Below are 20505 nucleotides of genomic sequence, written 5' to 3' on the forward strand. Positions count from 1 at the left end.
CGCCGATTCAGCCGGACAGGTCGATGCGGTGCCGGAAAAGATTGGCATCGGGTCTTCTGGCGCGCCTCGATCTAATCATGTTCTCAAAGCTCCCGGAATGGGATATTGATCCTGATGGGGGCCGCGTTCCTGTTGGATCTTGCGGTTGAGCTGGGGGGTTCATGTCCGATATTTCGCTGTTTTCCGAGCGCCTGAACCGGCGTGCGTTTCTGAGTGCGTCCGCTTTGAGCGCGGCCGCGATGGCCCTTTCGGCATGCTCCACGACGGATGTTGCGCCGCCGCCGCCGGTGGCCGCCGCGCCGCCCGATGCGGCTTTCGGTGACACCGCGAGCATGTACGCGGCGCGCACCGACGAGGGCTATCAACTGCCGGCAATCCCGGTCACCAAGCTCGACCCGAAGTTCGTGCGCCAGGTCGTGGCCGACCCGACCGGCGAAAAGCCCGGCACGATCGTCGTCGATACGTCAGAGCACTTCCTCTATCTGGTGCAAGATGGCGGCAAGGCCGTCCGCTACGGCGTCAGCCTCGGCAAGGCCGGTTTCGGATGGACCGGCAGCGCCGTGGTCCAGGCGAGGAAGAAGTGGCCGGTGTGGACGCCGCCGCCGGAAATGATCCAGCGCCGGCCGGAACTGGCGAAATACAAGGACGGCATGCCGCCCGGTCCGCAGAGCCCGCTCGGCGCCCGCGCGCTCTATCTGTTCCGCGACGGCAAGGACACGATGTACCGGCTGCACGGCACGCCGGAGTGGGATTCCATCGGCAAGAACGCGTCGTCCGGCTGCGTGCGCTTCATGAACCAGGACATCATCGACCTCTACAGCCGCGTCAACGGTCCGGCCCCGGTCTTCGTGCGTCCCAATCTGTCGGCCGCCGGCAAGATCATGGCCGTGTCGAGCAGGACGGCCGAGCCGATCGATGCGGGCGTGCCGAAGGACGCGGAGATGTTGAAGTAGGCGCCTTCACGGTCTGTAGCAGGGCTCGATCATTCGATCGTGGCAGGTCAGGCGGGCGCATCAGACGCGCCCGCCTGCATGGATGTCGTTACTTCTTGGCGAGGCCGGGCAGCGTCACCTGATAGACCAGGAACATGGTGTCGACATTGGCGCCGTCGTCGGCCTTGTAGGGCGCGCCGACCTGGAAACCATCCTGGGCCAGGAAGTCGTTGTCGTTGGCGACGAACAGGAAATAGTCGTCGGGCAGTTTCGGATCGAGCACGCTTGCCAGCGACATCGCTTCCCATTTTTCCGAGAGGTTGTCGTGGTCGTTCGGCGCGCCATTGTGCAGGCCGAAGCGGCCGAGCTGGGCATTGTCGTTGATGTCGATGAACGGCGTCAGCTTGGCCGGCGTCACCGACGGATCGAGCACACCCTTGGGGGCGACCGGCCTGTCCTTGTCAAAATCCGTGCCGGCGATGTCGGTGGCCGTGGAGACGTCGACGATGCTGATTTCGCGATAGAGCGAGGTGTCGCCCTTCACGCCCTGACCGTTGCCGCTGTCGCGCGCCAGCATCAGGAAGGATGTGTCCGACAACGCCACGATCTCGCTTTGCGCGGCGACCTTGGTCTTGCCCTTGGCATCCTTGAATACCGGCAGCGGCACGACATACTCATGTGCCAGTTTCAGGTGGGCGAGATCGGACGCGTCATAGACCAAGGCCCTGGTGTTCTGCCGCGTCGCAGGAGAATCGCCGCCATCCTGCCGGGTCGCGGACTGCAGCACGGCGATCAGGAACTTGCCGTCCGGCGTCATCGCCATGCCTTCGAGGCCCTGGTTGTTCTGGCGGCCGGTTTCCGGATCCTTGGGATCGGGCTCGGCGGCACCGGGGCCGGGATTGTCGGAGGAGAAGTTCGGTGTCCCCTTGCGCATCGGCACCAGGGCAGCCGGCGGCTGGGTCGCCGACATCAGGCGGCCTTCGCCGGAGAAACGGTAGATATTGGGGCCATATTCGTCGGAGATGAACATCGAGCCGTCGGGCAGTCGCACGATCGCCTCGTTGTCGAGGGCGAGCTTGCCGTTGGTGGCGGCGGGCAGCATCGGCAAGTCGCCGGCGGCGGCGCGCACGTCCGACAGCGGATCGAGGCCGGTGGCGTCGGCGCCCTTGTCGTCGGTGAGCAGCATGCTGTCGGCGAGCGTCGCCTTGACGCCGGTCTGTTCCTGGCCGGTAGCTGGGGCGGCGCCCGGCGCGACGGGGTTAAACTCGATGCCGATCGTATTGAGGCGCGGGCGATAGTCGGTGGTGCCGGCGACATTGTAGCCGCGGTCCGGCAGCAGCCAGAGCGAGCCCTTGTAGCCGGCAGCGTCATGCGTCCAGCCCGATGTGTCGATCGACATGCCGGAGCCCGAGCCGAAGGTTTCGCCGAACTTGTCGCGCTGGGCGGCCGGGATGCGGCCGACGCCGACGATGCCCTTGTTGACGGGGCCCTTGTTGACGAGGCCGCCGACGGTCGCGGTGCCGTCGGCGAGCGCCGGCGTCAAGGCGGTGAACAAGGCCAGCGCGACGCCAAGCGACGCGGTTCGGTGCAGGTGTTTCATGGACAATCCTCTTTGTGACGAAGCGTGCCGGAGCGGCCGAAAGCTGAAGGAGGCGTCACCTCGATGATGCCGCGCGCGCCTCCCCGAAAGCGATCTACGGCGTGAACATGATGCTTGCGTGACAGCGGCGGTGCGTGCCCGCCGGCTTGTTCGTGCACCAGCAAAGAAGCGCATTCGTGTGACCGAATCGATGGCGCTTTGCCACGCGGAGTTTCGCCCAGTGCGGCAAGTCGACGGCCCGGACTAGACACATATGTCCAGTGCGTCTATGGTGCCGCCCTCGAACAGGGGAGGGAAGCCTTGAAGTCGCACTACCGCGCAGTCGTCATCGGAGGTGGCGTGGTCGGCGCCTCGGTGCTCTACCATCTGACGCGGTTCGGCTGGTCGGATGTGGCGCTGATCGAGCGCGCCGAACTGACCGCCGGTTCGACCTGGCATGCGGCGGCTGGTTTCCATGCGCTCAACGCCGACCCCAATGTGGCGGCGCTGCAGGACTACACGATCAACCTCTACCGCGAGATCGAAGCCGAATCCGGCCAGGACATCGGCCTGCACATGACCGGCGGCGTCAACATCGCCAGCGATCCCCAGCGCTGGGAGTGGCTGAAATCGGCCTGGGCGGTGTTCCAGTCGGTCGGCATCGAGACCGCCCGGCTGGTGAGCCCGCAAGAGATCAGAGAACTCTGCCCGATCGTCGACATCACCGGCGTGCTCGGCGGACTGCACGATTCCAACGAGGGCCATCTCGATCCCTACGGCACCACCCATGCCTATGCTGGCGCGGCGAAGAAGCGCGGCGCCGAAATCATCCTGCGCAACCGGGTCGTCGAGCTAAAGTCGCGCGCCAACGGCCACTGGGACGTCGTTACCGAGCAGGGCACTATCGTCGCAGAGCATGTCGTCAACGCCGGCGGATTGTGGGCAAAGCAGCTCGGCCGGATGGCCGGCGTCGACCTGCCAGTGACACCGATGGAGCATCACTATTTCATCACCGAGGATATTCCGGAGATCGCGGCGCTGGATCGGGAAATCGGCATCGCCGTCGATCTCGATGGCTTTTCCTATCTGCGCCAGGAGCGCAAGGGCGTGCTGCTCGGTGTCTACGAGCAGAACCCGAAGCACTGGAACATGGATGGGGCGCCATGGGACTACGGCATCGAGCTCATCCCGGAAGATATCGACCGCATCAGCCCGGAACTCGCCAAGGCGCATGAGCGCTTTCCGTGCCTGGCGACGGCCGGCATCCGCAAATGGGTCAATGGCGCCTTCACTTTCACGCCGGATGGCAATCCGATCGTCGGGCCGGTGCGCGGTCTCAAGAATTATTGGGTCGCCTGCGGCGTCATGGCCGGCTTCAGCCAGGGCGGCGGCGTCGGCAAGTCGCTGGCCGAGTGGATGATTTTCAGCGAGCCGCAGGCCGATATCTTCGGCATGGACATCGCCCGCTATGGCGCCTTCGCCGCCAACCGGGAATATCTCAGGCAGACGACGCGGCAGTTCTATTCGCGCCGTTTCGTCATGACCTTTCCCAACGAGCGGCTGCCTGCGGGCCGGCCTTTGAAACGCCCCGGCGCCTATGACGGCATGAGTGCCGCGGGCTGCGAATGGACGGCATCCTGGGGGCTGGAAATCCCGACCTATTTCGCGCCGATGGGTTTTCGCGAGAACACCACACTCAAGCGCTCCAACGCCTTCGACATCGTCGGTGACGAAGCTTTGCAGGTGCGGCGGGCTGCTGGTCTCGTCGATATCTCGGCCTATTCGCGCTACGCCGTGTCGGGCCCAAGCGCCCAGGCATGGCTCGACCGGCTGCTCGCCTGCAAGCTGCCGAAAGCGGGACAGGCGCGGCTCGCGCCGATGCTAGGGCCAGACGGGCGGCTGAAAGGCGACCTCACGGTGATCAACTGGGGCGGCGGCGATTATTGGCTGATGGGCTCCTATTATCTCAGGGAATTCCACATGCGCTGGTTCGAGAGCCACGCGGCTGACGGCGTTGCAATCACCGATCTTTCCGATGCGATGAGCGGCTTCCTGCTGACCGGACCGAACGCGCGCAAGATCCTGGAACGCACCACGCACCAGGACGTGTCCGGCAAGGCGTTGCCGTTCATGGCGTGCGGGGCATTCGATGTGGGCATGGTGCGGGCGCGGGTTGCCCGGCTATCCATCGCCGGCGAACTGGGCTTCGAAATCAGCTGCTCGGTGGCCATGCATGCGACGCTGCGCGAGACGCTGCTTGCCGCCGGTGAGGATCTCGGCCTGGCCGAGATCGGCTACTACGCGCTCAATGCGCTCAGGCTGGAGAAAAGCTTCGGCATCTGGTCGCGCGAATTCACGCAGGGCTACAGGCCTGGCCAGACCGGGCTCGACCGCTTCATCGCCTTCGACAAGGGTGATTTCATTGGCCGCGAGGCGGCGCTGAGGGAGCGCCAGACGGGCACGTCTCAACGGATCGTGACGCTGGAGATCGATGCGCTCGACGCCGACGCCAGCGGCTTCGAGCCTATCTGGCGCGACGGAAGGCGCGTCGGCTTCGTCACGTCGGGCGGATTTGGCTACACGATCGGCAAGAGCGTCGCGCTGGCGTTGGTGGACGACGATTCTGCCGAGGAGGAGACGGCGCTTTCGGTGCACATTGTCGGCGTCGAGCGGCCGGCGCGGGTCATCGCGGCCTCGCCCTACGATCCCTTGGGCAAGGCGATGCGGCAATGAGGAGGAACTCTGATGATCGATGAAGCGGCCCGTGAGGCCAGGCGCGAGCGCAGGCGCGGACGCACGGGCGAGGCCGGCAGCGAAAGCAGCCGCCGGCCGAATTACCGGTCGCTGAAGAACCCGTTCCTGCCGCAGCCGATCTTTTCGGACGACCAGGTCGCCTCGATCCACGACACGGCGCTGCGCGTGCTGGAAGAGCTCGGCATCAAGGTACTGCTGCCGCAGGCACGCGAGGTTCTCGCCCGCGCCGGTGCCCTGGTCGACCTGGATACCGACATGGTGCGCATCGGCCGCGACATGGTGGCGGCGGCGCTGGCCTCGGCGCCGAGGTCGATCCATGCCCGTGGCGGCGATCCTTCCCGCGATCTGACGCTCGAACTCGGGTCGATGACGTTTCTTGCCGGAAGCGGGGCGCCCAATGTCACCGATCTCGAGCGCGGCCGGCGGCCAGGCACGCTCGCCGCCTTCGAGGAGTTCATCAAGCTGGTGCAGCATTTCGATGTCCTGCATATGCTCGGTCCCTGCGTCGAGCCGCAGGATGTCGACAACCGGTTTCGCCACTATGCCCTCAATCGTGCGCAGCTGACGCTGTCCGACAAGTTTCCCTTCGTGTTCGCACGCGGCACGCCGCAGGTCGAGGACGGTTTCGAGATGCTGCGGCTGGCGCGCGGCCTTTCGGAGGAGGCGTTCCGTTCGGACGCCTGGTGCTATACCGTCATCAACACCAACTCGCCGCGTCAACTCGACATACCGATGGCGCAAGGCATCATCGATTTCGCCAAAGCGGGGCAGGTCTCTATCATCACGCCGTTCTGCCTGGCGGGCGCCATGGCGCCGATAACCGTTGCCGGCGCGCTGACGCTGCAGCATGCCGAAGCACTGGCCGGACTGACGCGGGCGCAGATCGTGCGGCCCGGCGCGCCAGTCGTCTATGGCTCCTTCTCCTCCAATGTCGACATGAAATCCGGAGCGCCGGCCTTCGGCACGCCCGAACATGTCAAGGCAACGCTGGGCGCCGGCCAACTGGCGCGCTTCATCGGCCTGCCATGGCGGTCCGGCGGCGGCAGCGCGGCCAACATCTCGGATGCGCAGGCCGCGCATGAGACGCAATTCGCATTGTGGGGCTCGGTTCTGGCCGGCGCCACGGTCTGCATTCATGCCGCCGGCTGGCTGGAAGGCGGCTTGAGCGTTTCCCTGGAGAAACTGGTCACCGATGTCGAGGCGTTGCAGACGGTCGCCGAACTCTGTGCGGCGACGCCCGGCGACGAGGAGTCCATCGGCTTCGAGGCGATCGCCGAAGTGCAGCCGGGCGGCCATTTCTTCTCGGCCGGCCACACCATGGCGCGCTACCGCACCGCCTTCTACGAGCCGCTGGTGGCGGACTGGTCGAATTTCGGCAATTGGACGCAAAGCGGATCGAAGACCGCGAGCGAGCGCGCCACCGGCATCTGGCGGCGCGTCCTTGCCGATTTCGAGCCGCCGGCTTCGGCCGCCGCCACGGCCGGCGTGCTCGACGAGTTCATCGCCCGGCGCACCGAAGAAGGCGGGGAGCCGCCCGTGTCATAAGGCCGATCTCCCGGTTGTGGTGCGATCCGGAACTTGCAGTGCCTTCCGCGCATTCATGGTTTGCGGCCGGTGCCCATCGGCACCGGCGAGCCATTTTGAGGGGAGGACTGACACCATGGGTTTCGACCAGTATCACGAACCGCCTGAGGAACTGTCGCAGAAGGTGCGGACCTTTGCGCGCATGATCACTTCGCTGATCGAGGAGGCGGAAGCGATCTCCTGGTACGAACAGCGCATGTCGGTGGAGAAAGATCCGCAGGCTCGCGCCATCATGAAGAACGCGCAGGGCGAGGAGTTCAAGCATTTCGGCATGGACCTGGAATTCCTGCTGCGCCAAAAGACGGATTGGCGGGCGGAACTGAAGGAAATCCTGTTCACCACGGGCGATATCGTCGAGGCCGGCGAGAAGGGCGAGAAGAAGGTGGACTGAGCACCTTCTTCGCCTCCATCAATCGCTGTCGCGCGCGATCAGCTCCAGCGGCCAGACCTCGCGGATGATGCGCGGCCCTTCGGGGCCGGCGAAGGCGGGGAGCGAGGCCAGCAGCATTTCCGCCAGCCGCCGGCCCATTGCCTCCAGTGCAGGACGGAAGGCGGTCAGCGTCGGCGAGAAGTAGCGGCAGAGCGGCGTGTCGACGATGACGATCACGGCCATGTCATGGCCCGGCTTGATTCCCATCTCGGCCAGCGCCTTGCAGCCGCCAAGCGCCATCGCGTCATTATTGAAGATGATGGCCGTCGGTGGGTCCTTGGAGCGCATGACTTGCGGCGTCACCTGGTAGCCGCCGGCCTCGTTGATGAAGCCGTCGGCAATCAGGTCGGGGTCGACCTCGATGCCGTGCCGCTTCAGCGCCGTGCGGTAGCCGTCGAGAAACAGGTAGCCGAAGTTGAGATCAAGTGAAGGGCGGATGGCGGCAATGCGCCGGTGTCCACGCGCCACCAGGCGGTCGACGGCTTCATCACCCGCCCTCTCGAAATCGATATCGAGAGAAGGATAGGTGTCGCCACCGGACTGACTTCGGCCAAGCGTGACGAAGGGAAAGCCTGCCTTGCTGAGATAATCAATCCGATCGTCTTCCCTTCGTGTATTGGCCAACACGACCGCATCGACCAAGCGCGTCTCAACCACGCGGCGCAACCGCTCCTGCTGATATTGGCCGGGCTCACCCATGACGACCATCAGATCGAGGCCATGCTCGGCGAGCTTCGCCTGCAGTCCGATCAGGAACGGGATGAAGAAGGGTTCGCCATATTGCTGGTCGCCCGGATGCGGCTGCAGCATGAAGGCGATCGAATGGGTGGCGCCTTGCCTGAGACTGCGGCCCGACTGGTTCGGGGAATAGTTCAGCTTCTTGGCGGCTTCGAGCACGCGCTGGCGCGTGTCGGCATTGACATCGGCGCGGCCGTTCAGCGCCCGAGACACGGTGCCGATCGAAATGTTCAGGTGACGGGCAAGGTCATGAATGCTGGACGCCAAAGGACAATTCCCCCGCCTTGGCCGACGCAATTCCAGGAAAAGTGCGAAGCGGATTTCGCCCGGAATTGCGTCAAAACAAAGAGTTAGAGCAGTTCGCCGTTTCTTGAAAGGCTGAACTGCTCTAGCACCGGCTGCCATTCAGGCCAAGGCTTCCGGATGATTTTTGAGAAGCAGCCGATTGACATTCTACGCTATCGGGTGTGTTCTCGTAAACGTTTACGGAAAAGCGTTTACGGTGATGCCGTGGATGCCGTGACATTCGGCCTGGAGGGGCCGGACGGGAGGAATGCCGGATGATGAAAGCCGTCCTCGTCGGCTGTGGAGCGATGAGCAGACAGTGGCTCGATGCCGCGAGGCAGGTCGACGGGCTCGCCATCGTCGGCCTTGTCGATCTCGACGCCGAACGGGCGAAGGCTAGGGCGGGCGAATACGATCTCACCAGCGCCGTCATCGGCACCAGCCTCGACGCGGTGCTCGAGCAGACAAAGCCTGATGCGGTGTTCGATGTCGTCGTCCCCGCCGCCCGGCGCGATGTCGCTTTTGCCGCCTTTGCGCATCATTGCCATCTCTTGACCGAGAAGCCGCTGGCCGACAGTCCGCAGAACGCCCGCGCCATCATCGAGGCAGCCAAACAGGCAGGACGCGTTCACGCCGTGGTGCAGAACCGCCGTTACGTCGCCAATGTCAGGCGCATAAGGCGGTTTCTTCAGTCGGGCGCCATCGGCAATCCGACCAGCATCCATGCCGACTTCTTCATCGGGCCGCATTTCGGCGGCTTTCGCGAGGAGATGGCGCATGTGCTGCTGCTCGACATGGCGATCCATACATTCGACGCCGCCCGCTATATGGTCGCCGGCGAGCCAGCCAGCGTCCATTGCCAGGAATGGGAGCCGGCCAATTCCTGGTANGTCTTCGACCTCGGCGGCGGCAAGGTCTTCACCTATTCCGGCTCCTGGTGCGCCGCCGGTTTCCGCACCAGCTGGGAAGGCAGCTGGCGCATCGTCGCCGAACGCGGCAGCCTCATCTGGGATGGCCACGATGTGCTGAAGGCTGAAATGGTGGTGCCCGGCCGCGATGGCTTGCTCGACAAGACCGAGCCGGTCGAGGTGCCGCCGCTCGATCCCGCCGACCGCATCGGCGGCCATCTCGGCATCATCAAGGATTTCATGCACGCCATCGAGACCGGCACCGAGCCGGAGACGCATGGTGCCGACAACATCAAGAGCCTGGCCATGGTCTTCGGCGCCATCGAAAGCGCCGAGACCGGACGGCGCATCGCCATCGCAGAGGAAGCATAGTGATGCCCAACCCGCTTCTCGACATTCGGATCGGCACCATGGTGCGGGCCAATCTCGACGACCCGGCTGGTTATATCAAGCAGATCCTGCCGCTCGGCTTCGAGAGCATCCAGCCCTTCTTCTGGCAGAAGCTTGGCGGCAAGGATTTGCCGCGGCTGGCCGGGCAGATCCGCGAGGCGATCGGCGACGCCGACGTCAGCGTGTCCTCGCTCGGCGTGTTCGGCAATCCGCTGGAGAGCGGCGAGGTCGATCGCGGCGTGCTCGAGGCCTGGGAAACGGTGATCGACAACGCGCATCTATTCGGCGCTTCGACGGTCAGCGGCTTCACCGGGCGCCTGCGCGGCAAGAAGCTGACCGACAGCCTGCCGCGCTTCCGCGAGGTGTGGGGGCCGCTTGCAAAACGCGCCGCCGACAAGGGCGTGCGCATCGCCTTCGAGAATTGCGCCATGGACGGCAACTGGGCCGCCGGCGACTGGAACATCGCCCACAATCCCGACGCCTGGGAGCTGATGTTCAACGAATTGCCCGACGACAATCTCGGGCTGGAATGGGAGCCTTGCCACCAGCTCGTCTATTTGATCGATCCGACGCCGCAGATCCGCAAATGGGCGCCGCGCATCTTCCATGTCCACGGCAAGGACGCGACGGTGCGCTGGGATGTCATCCGCGAGCACGGCGTGTTCGGCCGGCTGCCCTTCGTGCAGATGCGCACGCCAGGCTTCGGCGACAGCGACTGGGCGCGGGTGATCAGCGAATTGCGGCTTGCCGGTTACAAGGGCGCCATCGACATCGAGGGCTGGCACGATCCGGTCTATCGCGGCGACCTGGAGATCACCGGGCAGGTGCGAGCGCTGGAATATCTCAAGCAATGCCGGGGAGGTGCGAGCTACCTGCCGAACCCGATGTGAGGAAAGCCGGCGGGAGGAGCCGGCCAGCCAAGCGCGGCGCATTGCCGAAGCAAATGTCGAAACCCTCGCGCTTGCGAGGACAAAAAAGGGAGGAACGTGCATGAGCATCGCCAAGAGAACGACATTTCGCCTGACCGTCGCGGCAGCCGCCACGGCGCTCGCCGCCGCCATCTCGACACTGCCGGCCCACGCGCTCGACGCGCAATGGTGCAAGGACGTCCACATCCGCTTCTTCGTCGGCGGCGCCGAGGGCGACGCCTTCGGCACCATCGTCTATAATGGCGCCAAGCAGGCGGCGGCCGATCTCGGCCCGAAGGTCGACTACATCTTCTCTCAGTGGGACGTCGAGAAGATGGTGCAGCAATTGCGCGAAGCTGTCGCCGTAAAGCCAAACGGTATCGCCATGATGGGCCATCCCGGCGACGCCGCGATCATGCCGCTGGCCGAACAGGCGCACAAGGACGGCATCAAGATGATGTACCAGAACGTCCCGGTGCCGAAGGTGGTGGAAGCGTTCGGCGGCGGCTATATCGGCGCCCAGCAGGAGCAGCAGGGCCGTGCGCTCGGCGCCGAGGCGTTCAAGCTTGGTAAGCTCAAGGCCGGCGACAAGGCGATCATGATCGGCCCGTTCGAGAACGAAGCCCGTGGCGCACGCGAGCGTGGCACGGTGGCGGCACTCAAGGAAGCCGGCGTCGAGGTCATCCAGCTGTCGTCTCCGCCGAGCGGCGAATGGGCATCCGACCCCAATCTGGCGATACCGGTGATCACGGCGGCGCTGCTCAACAATCCCGATGTGAAGGCGGTCGGCTATCCGGGCGGGCAGATGCTCGGCAATGTGCCGACCTATATGCAGTCGGCGGGCAGGAAGCCCGGCGACATCTTCAATTTCGGCTTCGACACCAGCCCGCAGATCGTCGAGGCCTTCAAGGGCGGCTGGGTGCAGCTGACGGCCGACCAGCAGCCGTTCATGCAGGGCTATCTGCCAATCCTCAGCCTTTGCCAGCAAGTGGTGCTGGGCCTGGCGCCGATGAATGTCGACACCGGCGCCGGCTTCGTCACGCCGCAGAACTACGAGATCGTCTCAGAGCTCGCCAAGCAGGCGCTGCGCTGACCTCCCAAGGCTGCCGGCCGGGTTTAGCCCGGCCGGCAGGACNAAGCAGGCGCTGCGCTGACCTCCCAAGTCTGCCGGCCGGGTTTAGCCCGGCCGGCAGGACCGCCGGTGACAAGGCCGGCAAGCGACAATGAAAAGCGAGGATCCGATGGCCGAACGCATCATCGAACTGCGCGACATCAAGAAGTCCTATGGCCAGGTCTATGCGCTGGGCGGGGTCGATCTCAGCGTCGACCGTGGCGAGGTGGTCGGCCTGATCGGCGACAATGGCGCCGGCAAGTCGACGCTGATCAAGATCCTGTCGGGCGTCGTCAGGCCGACCAGCGGCGACATACTGGTGCGCGGCCAGCCGGTGACCGGATGGAGTGCGGCGCGCTCGCGCGACGCCGGCATCGAGACGGTGTTCCAGGATCGGGCGCTGGCGGTGCAGCAGACCATCGTGCGCAACATCTTCATGGGCCGCGAGCTCACCGGCTTCATGGGCTTTCTCAGGGTTAACAAGGAGATCGAGGAGGCGAGCCGGCTGATGCGCGAGATCGGCTTCACCTCGAAGGTGTTCACGCCGCATTCGATCGTCGGCCAGCTGTCGGGCGGCGAACGCCAGGGCGTGGCGATCGCGCGCGCCATCTACAAGCAGGCGGAGCTGATCATCCTCGACGAGCCGACGACGGCGCTGTCGCTGACCGAGACCGCCAAGGTCTTCCATTTCGTGCGCCAGGTGCGGGCGAGCGGCCGCTCGATCCTGTTCATCGGCCACAACATCCATCATGTCTTCGACATCGCCGACCGCTTCGTGGTGCTGGATCGCGGCAAGGTGGCTCTGACCACTGACCGCAGTGAGGTCAAGTCGGCCGAGGAGCTCATCAATTTCATGGAAGACGTGGCGCATCCGGGCGGACTGCCCGGACTGCACGAAGCCGGCGAAACGGAGCAGAGAGCGCGATGAGCAAGGCCATGGAACCCGATCTGCAAAGCCCTTTCAGCGGTCCGAGCGGCGATATCGCCGGCAAGGAATGGCGGCATCCGTCCGATCACTGGCTGCGGGGCTTCATCATCGACAACCGCGCCTCGCTCGGCACGCTCGCCGTGTTCATCGTCATGATGGCGGTGTTCATGATCGCCAACCCGACCGTGTTCACCACCTGGTATCTCTACAGCTCCGTGCTCACGACGCTCCCCGTCGCGCTATTCGTGGTGGTGCCGCTGGTCTTCGTCGTCACCTGCGGCGAGATCGACCTGTCGTTTCCGGCGACAATGGGCTTTGCGTCCTGGGTGTTCGCGCTGGTGGTGCAGGCCGGCTACGATCCGTTCCTCGGCATTGCCGCCGCACTGGTCACCGGCGTGCTGCTCGGCTTCCTCGTCGGGTCGCTGGTCGTCTATGGCGGGCTGTCGTCGCTGATCGCCACGCTCGGCATGAACTTCCTGCTGCGCGGCCTGATCCAGATCATCAACGAGGGCAGGTCGATGGCGCTGACCGGCCTTGCCGACAGCTCGGCCTACAAGATCTTCTCCAGCCAGGTCTACGGCATCCCGGTGCAGATCTTCTGGGCCATCGCCTTCGTGGTGCTGTCGGCGATGCTCTACAACCGCCACCGCTTCGGCGCGCAGGTCAAGGTGGTCGGCGACAACCCCGACAGCGCCAAGCAGATGGGCATCGACGTCAAATGGGTGCGGGTGAAGGTGTTCGTCTTCGTCGGCATCGGGGCCGCGATCGCCGGCACGTTTTCGGTGATGATCAACTTCACCTGGTGGCCGACCGCCGGCGATGGCTACCTGCTGCCGGTGCTGGCCTCGGTGTTCGTCGGCGGCACCCCGACCTGGGGCGGCATCGGCACCGTTGCAGGTGGAGCGATCGGCGCGGTGACTGTGTCCTTCATCCAGACTGGCGTCGTGGCGGCGGGCCTCAGCGGCTTCTACGTGCAGTTCTTCAACGGCCTGATCATCATCCTGTCGCTGCTCGGGCACAAGTGGAACCAGGCGAGGTATAGGTGAGGGGACTGGCCGTGGCAAACACACCATAGGAGTGGATCGCCGCCGCGCAGGAATGGCCATAGCGACACCTCAAAACCCCCATCTCAACCTGTCATAGAAAGCGGCCAATTTGCGAAAATAGCTCGCGTAATTTGATTTAAGATAGTCAGTTTTTTCAAAGTTTTCTTTAAGAAAATCGCGCAGACAATCCAAGTCTATTTCGTCTGGTTTCAAGAATGGGATGTATATCGTCGCGTTCTCTGGAGTGCATTTTCCGATTAGCTCATCAATTTTGCAATCTTTATATTTAGAAATAAAGGATTTAGCGTATTGCCCTAGCCTAAAGTCCTTAGTGGGCCGGTTCATCCATTTATCCAAATTGTTCCCCATCTTCGCATAGTCATCCGTACTCGCAATTTTGCAGGCGCGCAAGTATTTGAAAACAGGAACATTTTTTGTATTTCGTCCTGCTGTCTTTATCGATTGGTCGAGGATCTGCTGCGGGTCGTACCCCCGGTTTTCGAAAATCAGATCAGCAATTAGATCTCTTGCGTCAATGCCGGCATAACCCACCCCCGAAATTGGAGTCAGTTGTTGTGATACAACGCCCACCCCTACCAGGAACTCGACGTCCTCTTTTCTGTCGATCTCATCAATGTCTACCACACAAATCTTCTTCTCTGGTTCCGCAGACTTAACCAATTCGTAAAGTTGCTCTTTGCAATACCTAAGAACTCTAGCGGGTATCTTCCTTTTTGTGGCTTCAAGCGCCCGGTAAATTTGAGAGAAATCATTCGTCTTAACAAGGACGAGTGGGATTTGTACCCCGTCAATTGAAATATAGGTGTCAGATATCCCATCACTCTCCTTGTCAGAAGGCCTTTGTACGAATATCAGGTTCTTTCTAAGCTTCTCGACGTTTTCTCTCCCGATGCACAATGAGATTGATCTAAGCATCATGCTGATATTTTGATCTGAAATCGAGTACCCTATAAATACTACCGGGTGTTCGACGAATATAGTGATCAACTTTGCGGCAAGGTAAGCATTTTTATTGTTGAAATCGTGATAATCGTCGGAGGTTAGCGTGAGAGATTCTGGGCGTGATGCGCACCCGTGGATCTTGTATATTTCTCCAATTTCTTGTGGATTGGAAAATAGAAGCTCCTCTTGTCCGACATATATCTTATAGTCAGGAAACACTTGCTCGAGAAATGGATCCCAATTAGTTGTTATTATCCCATCAACATTCAGAGACGATAGTAGCTCGACTTCTTTCTGATATTCGGATTTCTTTGCTATGTTCTGGTCCAGCTTTAATAGGTAATTGGCGATTTCGATCCTAAGCGCCGACGTTATCCCTTTAGCCCTGATTTTATTCTTCGCGACGCTTTCTTTAAACTCATCGGAGCTCCACCAAAAATCATTGAATTGTTCCGCAATCAGCTTGGCCGCGAGTGGCAAATTTCCATCGGCTGATGCCAAATAGAATTCGAACGGCTTGGAACCCCGACAGAAACGCCGGAGCAATCCAGCCCAATCTTCGAGCCCTAGATATCTTCTGGAGAACCCTGATCCAACGAAAAGGAATGGACCGGCCGCCTTTGCTTTAAATATTTTTGTTAGATCTTCCTCAACTGACATGTATCCCCGGCCTTCTTTGGTCTATTTTGTTGCCCCTACGACGAACCCGTCCAGAACGCGTTTCTGGCCGGCCTTGTCGAAGTCGATGGTGAGCTTGTTGCCTTCGATGGCCGCAATGTTGCCGTTGCCGAATTTCTGATGGAAGACGCGGTCGCCGACGCTGAAGGCGGATGGCGTGTCGGAGACGGATTTGGCGACCAGTTCGCCGTCGATGGTGCGGCCCTTGACCGAGGTGCGGCCGGCGCCGTAGCCCGAGTCGGTCTCGCCATAGCCGATGCGCTCGACCTGATGGCCGGAGCGCGTGCCCCAGTTGCGGTTGGTCGCCTCGGTGCGGTTGGCCTGCGCGCGCTGCCAGCCCGGCGTCGAATAGGTGTTGGAGAAGGCACCGGATTTTTCGGTGTTGGCACCGACATTGTCGAAGCGCGAGGCGCCATAGGGGTTCTGTCTTCCCGCTCCCTGGCCGCCGCCACGGCCCGATGCGAACGAGCCGCCGCCATAGGGATTGCCGTAGCCGCCATAGGAATTGCCGGCTTCGGCGACCTCGACGTGGGAGTTCGGCAGCTCTTCGAGGAAGCGCGACGGGATGGTCGATTGCCAGAGGCCGTGGATGAGGCGGTTGGAGACGAACCAGATATGCAGGTTCTTCTTGGCCCGCGTCAGCCCGACATAGGCGAGCCGCCGCTCTTCCTCCAGCCCTGAGCGGCCGCCTTCGTCGAGCGCGCGCTGGTGCGGGAACAGGCCTTCCTCCCAGCCGGGCAGGAAGACGGTCTCGAATTCGAGGCCCTTGGCCGAATGCAGCGTCATGATCGAGACGGCGTCGAGCCCGGCATTCTGCTCGGCATCCATGACCAGCGCGACATGTTCGAGGAAGGAGCGCAGCGACTCGTACTCCTCCATCGAACGGACCAGTTCCTTGAGGTTCTCCAGCCGGCCGGGGGCTTCGGCCGAGCGGTCGTTCTTCCACATGTCGGTGTAGCCGCTCTCTTCGAGAATGGTCTCGGCGAGCTCGGTGTGCGGCGTGGTTTCCAGCGCCTTCTGCCAGCGTTCGAAATTGGCGGCGACCTCGCGCAGCGCGGCGCGCGGCTTCGGCTTGAGCTCGTCGCTTTCGGCGAGGTTGGCGGCAGCCTCCAGCATCGGGATGCGCAGCGCCCGCGCCGTATCGTGGATCTGGCGGATGGTGGCTTCACCCAGCCCGCGCTTGGGCACGTTGACGATGCGCTCGAAGGCGAGGTCGTCGCCGCCATTGGCGACGATGCGGAAGAAGGCCAGCGCGTCGCGGATTTCCATGCGCTCGTAGAAACGCGGACCGCCGATGACGCGGTAGTTGAGGCCGAGCGTGATGAAGCGGTCCTCGAAAGCGCGCATCTGGAAAGACGCGCGGACGAGGATCGCCATGTCGTTGAGATTGTGCTTCTGACGCTGATAGGCCTCGATCGTCTCGCCGATGGCGCGGGCTTCCTCCTCGGAATCCCAGGCGGCGTGGACATTGACCTTGCCGTCCTCGGGATCGTTGCGGTCGGTGAACAGCGTCTTGCCGAAGCGGCCCTCATTGTGGGCGATGAGATGGGAGGCAGCGCCCAGGATGTGCGCGGTGGAGCGGTAGTTGCGCTCCAGCCTTATGATGGTGGCGCCAGGAAAATCCTTGTCGAAGCGCAGGATGTTGTCGACCTCGGCGCCGCGCCAGCCATAGATGGACTGGTCGTCATCGCCGACGCAGCAGATGTTGACTTTGTTATCGCTCACGGGCTGTTCCGCGCCTGCCGGCGCGGGCCCTCCGCGGGGCCCTCGCAACGGCTCGGACGCCCGGTCGGGCTTGCGACCTTCGGCCGATCGCAGATCCGTCGACGTTGACGCGCGCCCTGAATCCGGCCGCTGCGCCAATAGCCGCAGCCACATGTACTGGGCGGTGTTGGTGTCCTGGTACTCGTCGACGAGGATGTATTTGAAGCGCCTGTGATAGTCCTTCAGCACATCCGGATTGGCGCGGAAGATGCGGATCGGATGGCACAGAAGGTCGCCGAAATCGCAGGCGTTCAGCGTCTGCAGGCGTTCCTGATAGGCCTTGTAGAGCTCACGGCCCTTGCCGTTGGCGAAGCTGCGCGCGTCGCCCTCGGCGATGTCGGCCGGGCCTTGGCCCTTGTTCTTCCAGCCGTCGATCATCTGGGCGAACTGCTTGGCCGGCCAGCGCTTGTCGTCCAGGCCTTCGGCCTGGATCAACTGCTTGATCAGCCGCACGACGTCGTCGGTGTCGAGGATGGTGAAGTCAGATCTCAGGCCGGCGAGTTCTGCGTGGCGGCGCAGCAGCTTCACGCCGATCGAGTGGAAGGTGCCGAGCCACGGCATGCCTTCGACATTGCCTTCGCCGATCAGGATGCCGATGCGCTGTTTCATCTCGCGCGCGGCCTTGTTGGTGAAGGTCACCGCGAGAATCTGTGACGGGAAGGCCTTGCCGGTGGCGAGGATGTGGGCGATGCGGGTGGTCAGCACGCGGGTCTTGCCGGTGCCGGCGCCGGCCAGCACCAGAACCGGGCCTTCGGTGGTTTCCACCGCCAGCCGCTGTTCGGGATTCAAACCCTTGAGATAGTCGGGCGCATTGTTGTGGCCGCTGCGGGCAGCCATGGCGCGCGCGGCAATGCCCGACGGGGCCGTGGGCCGCGCATTGGGTTCGTCGAAAAAGGGCATGTCTTCGGAAAAGCCGGACATCTTCCCCCCGAATGTAGTGATTCGGGAGGGAAAGACCAGAAGTGTCTACGTTTTGTTCCCGGTAAAGTGGCTTATCCGGCCGCCTAGCCAACGGACGATCGGCCTGCCCAGCGTTTGCAGCCGGGGAGACAGTCCCTATCACGCCGCATGGCTCAAGCTTGACAGGCGGGGCGGGCGGAGGAAAGTTGTGTTCCGGGCGTGAACGCAATGCCGGGTTGCCCATGGCGGCGCAGTCGAGCGCGAACAGTCGAAGGAGTATCATCTTGGCTGTCACCATCACCTCCCTCGTTCTTTTTCTGCTTGGCCTGGCGCTTGGCGCCGGCGGCATCTGGTTGGCTTCGCTGGGCGGCAGTTGGTATTACATCATCGCCGGTCTCGCCTTCCTGATCGCCGCCTGGCTGCTCTACCGGCGCCGCTCCACGGCACTGTGGCTCTATGCGGCGATCGTGATCGGCACGCTGGCCTGGGCGGTCTGGGAAACCGGCTTCGACTGGTGGGAACTCGGCCCGCGCGGCGGCATCATCGTGCTGGTGGCGCTGTGGCTGCTGACGCCGTGGGCGAGGCGGGGGCTTGCCGGTCCCGACGGACGCGCGCCGCTGATCCTGGCGGTGCTGGCGTCGCTGGCGGCGGCCGGCTATTCGATGACCACGGACCCCCAGGACATCGCCGGCGCGCTCGACACCGACAAGGTGACCCCCAACGCCAATCTTGGCGGCGATGTGCCGGCCGGCGAGTGGCACTATTACGGCCGCACGCAATTCGGCCAGCGCTATTCCCCGCTCGACCAGATCACGCCGGACAATGTCGCCAACCTGAAGCCAGCCTGGACCTACCGGACCGGCGACGTAAAGGGGCCTGACGATGTTGGCGAGACCACCTATCAGGTCACGCCGCTGAAAGTCGGCGACACGCTCTACATCTGCACGCCGCACAATTTTGCCATCGCGGTCGATGCAGCGACCGGCAAGGAAAAATGGCGCTACGATCCCAAGATCAAGCTCGACAAGGATCGCCAGCACCAGACCTGCCGTGGCGTATCCTATTATGCCGATGCCGCCGGCGCTGCCGGGCAACCCTGCGCAACCCGCGTCTACCTGCCGACCTCGGACGCGCGGCTGATCGCGCTCGATGCCGCCAACGGGCAGGTCTGTCCGGCCTTCGCCGAGGGCGGCACGCTCAACCTTCTGACCGGGATGCCGTACCCGAAGTCAGGCTATTACTACTCGACCTCGGCGCCGCTGATCGCGGGCGGCAAGATCATCGTCGGCGGCGCGGTCAACGACAATTATTCGACACAGGAACCGTCCGGCGTCATCCGCGCCTATGATGCCGCCACCGGCAAACTGCTGTGGAACTGGGATTCCGGCAATCCGGACCAGACGACGCCATTGGCGCCCGGCCAGACCTACACCGCCAACTCGCCCAACATGTGGTCGACGCCGAGCGCCGACGAGAAGCTCGGCCTGCTCTATGTGCCGCTCGGGAACCAGACGCCGGACCAGCTCGGCATGGGCCGCAGCGCCAATGTCGAGAAATTCTCCTCCTCGATCACCGCGCTCGACCTCAACACAGGACAATTGAAATGGGTGCGGCAGACCGTACATCACGACCTGTGGGACATGGACGTGCCGGCGCAGCCGACCCTGATCGACATCACCAAGGCCGACGGCTCGATCGTGCCGGCGCTGGTCGGGCCGACCAAGCAGGGCGACCTCTATGTGCTCGACCGGCGCAGCGGCGACCCGGTGATCGCGGTCAAGGACATGCCGGCGCCAGGTGGCGCCATCGAAGGCGACCACACGTCACCGACCCAGCCGGCTTCAGACCTCTCCTTCAACCCGAAGCCGCTGACCGATGCCGACATGTGGGGCATCACCATGTTCGACCAGCTGGCCTGCCGGATCGCTTTCCACAAATTGCGCTATGAAGGCCGCTACACGCCGCCCTCGCTGCAGGGATCGCTGGTCTATCCCGGCAATTTCGGCGTCTTCAACTGGGGCGGCGTGGCGGTCGATCCGGTGCGGCAGGTGATGTTCGGCATGCCGACCTATCTCGCCTTCACGTCGAGACTTGTTCCCCGCGCGGACGTGCCGGCGCCGGGCGACGACACCAAGGGCAGCGAGCAGGGGCTGAACCGCAATGACGGCGCTCCCTATGCGGTGGTGATGGGACCGTTCCTGTCGCCGCTCGGCATTCCCTGCCAGGCGCCGCCCTGGGGTTATGTCGCCGGCGTCGATCTCCGGACAGGCGCGATCGCCTACAAGCACCGCAACGGTACCGTCTACGACATGACGCCGCTGCCGCTGCCGCTGAAGGTCGGGGTGCCCGGCATTGGCGGGCCGATGATCACCGCCGGCGGCGTCGCCTTCCTGGGCGCGGCGGTCGACGACTATCTGCGCGCTTATGATTTGACATCGGGCAAGCAGCTCTGGCAGGCGCGGCTGCCGGCCGGCGGGCAATCAACGCCGATGACCTATACGGTGGCGGACGGACGTCAGTTCGTGGTCATCGTCGCCGGCGGCCACGGCTCGGTTGGCACCAAGCCGGGGGACTACGTGATGGCCTACGCGCTGCCGAAGTAGGGGA

The 20505-nt window shown here is 63.4% G+C and carries 14 protein-coding genes; 10 read left to right on the top strand and 4 right to left on the bottom strand.

Features of this window, described 5'->3' with window-relative positions; all coding sequences use genetic code 11:
• Nucleotides 1-161 precede the first annotated feature (161 nt).
• Nucleotides 162-953 (top strand): L,D-transpeptidase, encoded by a 792-nt coding sequence (locus tag X741_RS152060; protein ID WP_023778060.1) that lies wholly within the window; start codon nt 162-164, stop codon nt 951-953.
• An 88-nt stretch (nt 954-1041) separates the two neighbouring features.
• On the opposite strand, the gene X741_RS152055 is transcribed toward X741_RS152060, so the two are convergent.
• Nucleotides 1042-2532 (bottom strand): esterase-like activity of phytase family protein, encoded by a 1491-nt coding sequence (locus tag X741_RS152055; RefSeq protein ID WP_023778061.1) that lies wholly within the window; start codon nt 2530-2532, stop codon nt 1042-1044.
• Nucleotides 2533-2832: 300 nt separating this feature from the next.
• Here X741_RS152055 and X741_RS152050 point away from each other — a divergent pair, with 300 nt between their 5' ends.
• The 3 genes from X741_RS152050 to X741_RS152040 all read left to right on the top strand — a co-directional run bounded on the left by X741_RS152050 (nt 2833) and on the right by X741_RS152040 (nt 7240).
• On the top strand, nt 2833-5244 hold the full coding sequence (locus X741_RS152050; protein WP_023778062.1) for an FAD-dependent oxidoreductase: 2412 nt from the start codon (nt 2833-2835) through the stop codon (nt 5242-5244).
• Between the two features lie 12 nt (nt 5245-5256).
• A complete protein-coding gene (locus tag X741_RS152045) occupies nt 5257-6810 on the top strand; it encodes a trimethylamine methyltransferase family protein (RefSeq protein ID WP_023778063.1) in 1554 nt (517 codons plus the stop codon).
• 115 nt (nt 6811-6925) lie between these two features.
• Nucleotides 6926-7240: a hypothetical protein gene (locus X741_RS152040; protein WP_013894701.1), complete on the top strand. Its 315-nt coding sequence runs from the start codon at nt 6926-6928 to the stop codon at nt 7238-7240.
• Nucleotides 7241-7258: 18 nt separating this feature from the next.
• Here the strand turns inward: X741_RS152040 and X741_RS152035 are convergent, their stop codons facing one another.
• Complete coding sequence (locus X741_RS152035) at nt 7259-8284, bottom strand: LacI family DNA-binding transcriptional regulator (RefSeq protein WP_023778064.1); 1026 nt, start codon at nt 8282-8284, stop codon at nt 7259-7261.
• A gap of 293 nt (nt 8285-8577) precedes the next feature.
• On the opposite strand from X741_RS152035, the gene X741_RS152030 reads away from it, so the two are divergent.
• The 5 genes from X741_RS152030 to X741_RS152010 all read left to right on the top strand — a co-directional run bounded on the left by X741_RS152030 (nt 8578) and on the right by X741_RS152010 (nt 13593).
• On the top strand, nt 8578-9582 hold the full coding sequence (locus X741_RS152030; RefSeq protein WP_023778065.1) for a Gfo/Idh/MocA family oxidoreductase: 1005 nt from the start codon (nt 8578-8580) through the stop codon (nt 9580-9582).
• Entirely contained in the window at nt 9582-10490 is a 909-nt protein-coding gene (locus tag X741_RS152025; RefSeq protein WP_032927889.1) for a sugar phosphate isomerase/epimerase, read from the top strand. Before X741_RS152030 ends, X741_RS152025 begins: the two co-directional genes overlap by 1 nt.
• A 100-nt stretch (nt 10491-10590) precedes the next feature.
• Nucleotides 10591-11601 carry a substrate-binding domain-containing protein gene (locus X741_RS152020; RefSeq protein WP_023778067.1) on the top strand — a complete coding sequence of 337 codons (1011 nt, stop codon included), beginning with the start codon at nt 10591-10593 and terminating at the stop codon, nt 11599-11601.
• A 148-nt stretch (nt 11602-11749) separates the two neighbouring features.
• Complete coding sequence (locus X741_RS152015) at nt 11750-12547, top strand: ATP-binding cassette domain-containing protein (RefSeq protein ID WP_023778068.1); 798 nt, start codon at nt 11750-11752, stop codon at nt 12545-12547.
• The gene (locus X741_RS152010; RefSeq protein WP_023778069.1) at nt 12544-13593 is read left to right on the top strand and encodes an ABC transporter permease; all 1050 of its coding nucleotides are present in this window, start codon (nt 12544-12546) and stop codon (nt 13591-13593) included. Before X741_RS152015 ends, X741_RS152010 begins: the two co-directional genes overlap by 4 nt.
• A 69-nt stretch (nt 13594-13662) precedes the next feature.
• Here the strand turns inward: X741_RS152010 and X741_RS152005 are convergent, their stop codons facing one another.
• Together X741_RS152005 and X741_RS152000 are read right to left on the bottom strand one after the other, a co-directional pair.
• Nucleotides 13663-15216, bottom strand: a complete 1554-nt coding sequence (locus X741_RS152005) for an SIR2 family protein (protein ID WP_023778070.1) — start codon at nt 15214-15216, stop codon at nt 13663-13665.
• Nucleotides 15217-15237: 21 nt separating this feature from the next.
• Entirely contained in the window at nt 15238-17919 is a 2682-nt protein-coding gene (locus X741_RS152000) for a UvrD-helicase domain-containing protein (RefSeq protein ID WP_023778071.1), read from the bottom strand.
• A gap of 263 nt (nt 17920-18182) precedes the next feature.
• On the opposite strand from X741_RS152000, the gene X741_RS151995 reads away from it, so the two are divergent.
• Entirely contained in the window at nt 18183-20501 is a 2319-nt protein-coding gene (locus X741_RS151995; RefSeq protein WP_023778072.1) for a glucose/quinate/shikimate family membrane-bound PQQ-dependent dehydrogenase, read from the top strand.
• Nucleotides 20502-20505 lie beyond the last annotated feature (4 nt).

Origin of the sequence: Mesorhizobium sp. LNHC221B00 (assembly GCF_000502935.1) — a bacterium.
Lineage (GTDB): Bacteria > Pseudomonadota > Alphaproteobacteria > Rhizobiales > Rhizobiaceae > Mesorhizobium > Mesorhizobium opportunistum.